Source organism: Micromonospora maritima (assembly GCF_902825405.1).
Taxonomy (GTDB): domain Bacteria; phylum Actinomycetota; class Actinomycetes; order Mycobacteriales; family Micromonosporaceae; genus Micromonospora; species Micromonospora maritima.
The window spans coordinates 1-4,830 of the sequence record NZ_CADEAU010000403.1 but is presented as its reverse complement, the minus strand read 5'-3'; the positions used below and the strand labels follow the sequence as shown (position 1 = coordinate 4,830).

7 protein-coding genes and 1 pseudogene are annotated in these 4,830 nt (G+C 74.0%); 3 read left to right on the top strand and 5 right to left on the bottom strand.

Translation table 11 applies throughout. The annotated features are described in order from the left end of the window. Nucleotides 1-152: RNA 2'-phosphotransferase (locus HUW36_RS25665; protein ID WP_174530506.1), on the top strand; the 152-nt coding region annotated here is incomplete at its 5' end. On the opposite strand, the gene HUW36_RS25660 is transcribed toward HUW36_RS25665, so the two are convergent. The 5 genes from HUW36_RS25660 to HUW36_RS25640 form a co-directional block, all read right to left on the bottom strand. Continuing rightward, on the bottom strand, nt 139-1,422 hold the full coding sequence (locus HUW36_RS25660) for a sulfite oxidase (RefSeq protein ID WP_174530505.1): 1,284 nt from the start codon (nt 1,420-1,422) through the stop codon (nt 139-141). The two genes, HUW36_RS25665 and HUW36_RS25660, sit on opposite strands and share 14 nt — an antisense overlap. Before the next feature lie 78 nt (nt 1,423-1,500). Continuing rightward, nucleotides 1,501-2,010, bottom strand: a complete 510-nt coding sequence (locus HUW36_RS25655) for an NUDIX domain-containing protein (protein ID WP_174530504.1) — start codon at nt 2,008-2,010, stop codon at nt 1,501-1,503. An 11-nt stretch (nt 2,011-2,021) separates the two neighbouring features. Then, nucleotides 2,022-2,636: a riboflavin biosynthesis intermediates N-glycosidase gene (gene ybiA / locus HUW36_RS25650; protein WP_174530507.1), complete on the bottom strand. Its 615-nt coding sequence runs from the start codon at nt 2,634-2,636 to the stop codon at nt 2,022-2,024. Nucleotides 2,637-2,852: 216 nt separating this feature from the next. Beyond that, the gene (locus HUW36_RS25645) at nt 2,853-3,494 is read right to left on the bottom strand and encodes an SRPBCC family protein (RefSeq protein WP_174530503.1); all 642 of its coding nucleotides are present in this window, start codon (nt 3,492-3,494) and stop codon (nt 2,853-2,855) included. Then, nucleotides 3,491-3,856 carry an ArsR/SmtB family transcription factor gene (locus tag HUW36_RS25640; protein ID WP_174530502.1) on the bottom strand — a complete coding sequence of 122 codons (366 nt, stop codon included), beginning with the start codon at nt 3,854-3,856 and terminating at the stop codon, nt 3,491-3,493. Before HUW36_RS25640 ends, HUW36_RS25645 begins: the two co-directional genes overlap by 4 nt. Nucleotides 3,857-3,940: 84 nt before the next feature. On the opposite strand from HUW36_RS25640, the gene HUW36_RS25635 reads away from it, so the two are divergent. Beyond that, complete coding sequence (locus HUW36_RS25635; RefSeq protein WP_174530501.1) at nt 3,941-4,627, top strand: response regulator transcription factor; 687 nt, start codon at nt 3,941-3,943, stop codon at nt 4,625-4,627. Next, nucleotides 4,624-4,830, top strand: a pseudogene (locus HUW36_RS25630) (hypothetical protein); the annotation flags it as partial. The gene HUW36_RS25635 and the pseudogene HUW36_RS25630, both read left to right, overlap by 4 nt.

Sequence of the window (4,830 nt, the reverse complement as noted above, 5' to 3'; positions counted from 1 at the left end):
GGGTCGGCGCGCGCCGGGGCGGCGCGGTGGTCGTGCTCGCGGTCGACGCCGCGGCCATGGCCGCGCACGGCCATCTCTTCTACCGCTCGGCGAACGGGGTGTGGCTCACCGACACGGTCCCGCCGGGCTACCTGACGGTCAACCGACCGTGACCGGGTGCGTCACCACGGCGTCGAACAGGTACGCGAGATCGTTCGGGGCGGCCCGGTCGGGCTGACCGGCCCCGGAGCGGTCGGTGGCGCGGGCGCGCAGCACGTGCCGGCCGGCGGCCGGGGTACGCCAGCACGCGGTCCAGCGCTGCCAGGGGCCGCCCCGGTCGGCCGCGACCAGGTCGGCGGCGCGCCACCCGTCGCCGGTGTCCACCTCGACCCGCTCGATCGGCCCGTTGCCGGACCAGGACCGGCCGCACAGCAGCACGTCCTCGCCGGCGGGGAGGCGGGCGTCCCAGGCCAGCTCGAACGCGCTCTTCACCGGCTGCGCGCCGAGCACCGTGCCCTCGGTCGGGTGCCCGGGCCCGAACAGCCGGTAGAACTGGGTGTTCCAGGGGGAGAACAGGGGGGTGGTGGAGACCTCGACCGGTCCCACCCACTTGATCGAGGAGATGCCGATCCAGCCGGGCACCACCACCCGCACCGGGAACCCGTGGTCGGCCGGCAGCGGCTCGCCGTTCATCTCGTACGCCAGCAGCACGTCGTCGAGGGCCTTGGCCACCGGCAGCGGCCGGCGCACCGGCCCGAGGTCGACCCCGCCCGTGACGTAGTGCGGGTCGAGGCCCTCGGGCATCACGTCGACCGCCTCGTCGCGCAGCCCGGCCAGTCGCAGCACCGTGCCCAGCCGTACGCCGCGCCACCGGGCCACGCCGACGCCGCCCAGCCCCCAGGCCACGCCGGGGGCCGGTTCGTCCTGCTGCTCGGCGAAGAAGCGTCGCCCGTTGCCCGCGCACTCCAGCAGCGCGGCACCCTCCTCGGCGGGCAGCCGGCGCAGGTCGTCGAGACCGAACTCGACCGGGGCGTCCCGGGTGGGCGCGCCGCGCAGGCCGTCGCCGAACAGGTGCAGCCGCCAGGTCGTCGGGTCGAGGTGGGGAGTGACGGTGTGGTTGCGGACGAAGAACCTGTCGTTCGGCACCACGTACCCCTGGCCGGCCATCGCCGACCAGCGCATCTCGGCGTTGGTGTCCAGCGGGCGCAGCAGCGCCGCCGGCAGCGGCTTGGCGATCGGCCTACCCGGGTCGACGCCGACCGGGGCCGGCGCCACCGCGACCGGCTCGCGCTCCGCGGCGGCGGCGGTCACCGCGGCCATGGCGGCACCCAGCTCCAGCAGCCGCGCGCGGTCGACGCCCGCGCCGTGCGCCTGCCCGGTGAGCCACTGCCGGCTCCGTTCGGCGTCGTGGACGGCTTCGGCGGGTGACGGGGAACGGCTCACGGGTGACCTCCGGGCTGGGCGACGCTGCCTTTCCTATTCAAGCAATAGGAGTTTGCGTCCGGTCGCCCGAGGTCGGAATCAGTCCGACCGTTGCCCGGCGAGGAAGTCGGCGAGCACCCGGGTGTGCGTGGAGAAGGCCAGCTCGACCGGCTCGGTGAGCACCAGCCACTCGGTCGCCTCCTCGGTGGGCGCCGACGGCGGCAGGTCGCCGGCCGGCCGCTCGGGCAGCACGCCGAAGACCATCATGGTGCCGCCGGCCGGCGCGCCGTGCACCGCGAACAGCCGCGCCTCGTCGGCCTCGGCGAGCAGCCCGGTCTCCTCGCGCAACTCGCGGACCAGCGCCTCGGACCACTCCTCGCCGTACTCGACGAAGCCGCCGGGGAGGGCGAGTTGCCCGCGCGCCGGCTCGATGTCCCGCCGTACGGCCACCACGCCGAGCCCTTCGGGGGTGCGGACCGGCAGCACCGCCACCGCGACGGGCAGCGGGTTGCGCCACACCGTCTCGCCGCAGGTCGGACAGACACGCGGCCAGCCGGCGTGCTCCGGATAGGCCGCGCCGCAGAAGGAGCAGTGGGAGTACGCGGTCACGCCGCAGCACGTTACCCGGCCGGCCGATCGGACGCTCGGCTGATCGGGCGCGCGAGCGCGTCGCGCGCCTCCATCAGGGCGAAGCCGAGCAGGTTGTCACCCCGCCAGGTGGCCGGATGACCCGCGCGCGGATCGCCGGCGGCCAGGCCGATGCCCCAGATCCGGTCCGTCGGGCTGGCCTCGACGAGGACCCGGCCGCCGGTGCCGAGCAGGAACCGCCGCAGCTCCTCGTGCTGCCCGAACTTGGCCACGCTGCCGGCCACCACGATGTCGTAGCGGCGGGCCGTCCAAGTGGCCTCGTCGAAGCCGCGGACCTGCCGGCCGAGCGCCTTGGCCCGGTGCGGGTGCGTGGCCGTCAGCACCCGCTCGGCGATCTCGTGGTCGCCGAAGAGCGTGGCCTTGTGCCACATCATCCAGTGCTCGGCGGTCGCGTACTCCCGACCGTCCACGGTGAACGCCGCCGGCCACCACTGGCTCAGGCAGCCGGCACCGACGCTGCCGTCGCGCTGCGGCCGGTGACCCCAGAAGTGCAGATACGTAAACGTCTCCCCGTTGTCGAGCGCGGCGGTCAGGTCGGCGACGGAACGGATCGGCATGCCCGGCAGTCTGCCCCACCCCACCGACATCCCACCGCCGCTTTTCTCCCGCGACGGCGACCCGTCGTCCACGCCGATCACCCGCGTCTCCGCCGAGACGACCCACGATGTCCTGCCGTTGGAGAAGCGCGTCCGCACGGCGAGAAGCGAAGAGATCTTGGAAGGAATCGGCCCCTCTGGGGGCCCTTTCGTACCAAGATCTCGAGGACTCCGGACCGCGACGTCGACGAGCGACGACGGGGAGCGTCAGGAGGTGGGGGTGCCGGTGTAGAAGGCCGTCACCCGCTCGCCCGCCGCGTGTGCCTGGTCTGCCGGCGTGCCGGCATCGACGCTCGCCGTCGTCCACCTCGCGCCGGACTCGGTGACGAAGCGGAGCCCGTCCGGTGAGGCCATCCACTCGGCCGCGGCGGCCGGGTCGACGCCCGTGCCGTCGGCGGCGAAGTGCGAGGCCAGACCGACCAGCGCCAGGTCCCAGCCGATGCCGACCGCGCCGGGACCGTACTCGGCCCACCGCTGGTCGTCGACGTGTGCCAGGTGTTCCAGCTCGAAGCGGGTACGCCCCGGCCCGGCCTCGCGCAGCCGCACCTCGATCCAGCTGACCTCCCCGCCGAACTCCCAGGTGGCGGCGAAGCCGTGCGGCGGGTCGCAGCGCTCGACGGTGCCGCCGGCGTTGCCCTCCAGCTGGTAGCGGCCGCCGAGGCGCAGGTCGCCGGAGACCGGCAGGAACCAGCGGGGAATCCGCTCCGGGTTGGTGCAGGCGTCGAAGACGTCGGCGACCGTTGCGTCGTACGTCTGCGCGATGGTGAGCACCCGCGCCTGCCCGGCCGGGAGCGTCCGGTCGCCGATGCGGCGCTCGACGGCGCTGATCTGCCCGGTCACGTCGATCATGGGTTGGTCCTCTCGTCGTCGGGTTCGTTACCGCGCAATCGGCGTTCGCGGCGGCCCCGGGCCAGTTCGGTGGCGAGCGCGGCCAGCGGCGGCGCCCAGAACCGGCGGAAGCCGGCCAGCCACGCGTCGATCTCGCGCAGCGGGCCGGGGTCGACCGCGTAGAGCCGGCGGGTTCCCACGGCGCGCACGGTGGTGAACCCGTGCTCGCGCAGCACCTTGAGGTGCTGCGAGACGGCGGGCTGGCTGATGCCGAACTCGCGCCGCACGGTCTCGCCCAGTGCGCCGGCTGGCTGCTCGCCGGCGGCGAGCAGCTCCAGGATGCGGCGGCGGACCGGGTCGCCGAGAACGTCGAAGGCGTGCACGACCTCTTTATATCAGGAGAGCCTTATATAAGCGAGCACTGTATTCTCATCGAACTCTCATCGGACTGTGCTGTGCTGGCCCCGATGGCAACGACGGTCCTGGTGGTCGACGACGAGCCGAACATCGTCGACATGGTGGCGACGGTGCTGCGGTTCCACGGGTTCGAGGTGGTCGCCGCCGGCACCGCCGGCGACGCCGAGCGGCTGGCCGCCGAGCGGTCACCGCACCTGGTGGTGCTGGACGTGCTGCTGCCCGACGGCGACGGGTTCGCGCTCTGCCGGAGGCTGCGCGCCGCGGGGCACCGGTTCGGCATCGTCTTCCTCACCGCCCGCGACGCGCCCCGGGACAAGATCGCCGGGCTGACGTGGGGTGGCGACGACTACGTGACCAAGCCGTTCTCGGTCGACGAGCTGGTCGCCCGGGTCCGGGCGGTGCTGCGGCGGATCGGTCCCGACGCCGGGGACGCCGCCGGCCTGCTCCGCTACGCCGACCTGGAACTGGACGAGGAGACCTGCCAGGTCCGTCGGGGCGGGCAGTTGCTCGCGCTCTCGCCGACGGAGTTCAAGCTGCTGCGCTACCTGATGCTCAATCCCGGTCGGGTGCTGTCGCGCACCCAGATCCTCGAGGCGGTGTGGAGCTACGACTTCGGGGGCGCCTCGAACGTGGTCGACACCTACGTCGGCTACCTGCGCCGCAAGCTCGACCCGCTCGGACCGCCGCTGATCGTCACCCAGCGCGGATTCGGCTACGCGCTGCGAGCCGGCGGATGAACCGGCTGCCGCTGCGGCACGGCCTGCTCGCCGGCATGGTGGCGCTGACCGCCGTGGCGCTGCTGGTGGCCGGCGTGGTGAGCGCCGCCGGCCTGCGGGCCTACCTGCTGGACCGGACCGACGACCAGCTCCGCGCCGGCGCCGCGCTGGCCACGCAGCGGGTCGGGTCGATGCTGCGTGAGCCTGGCGGGGCGGCCCGCGCG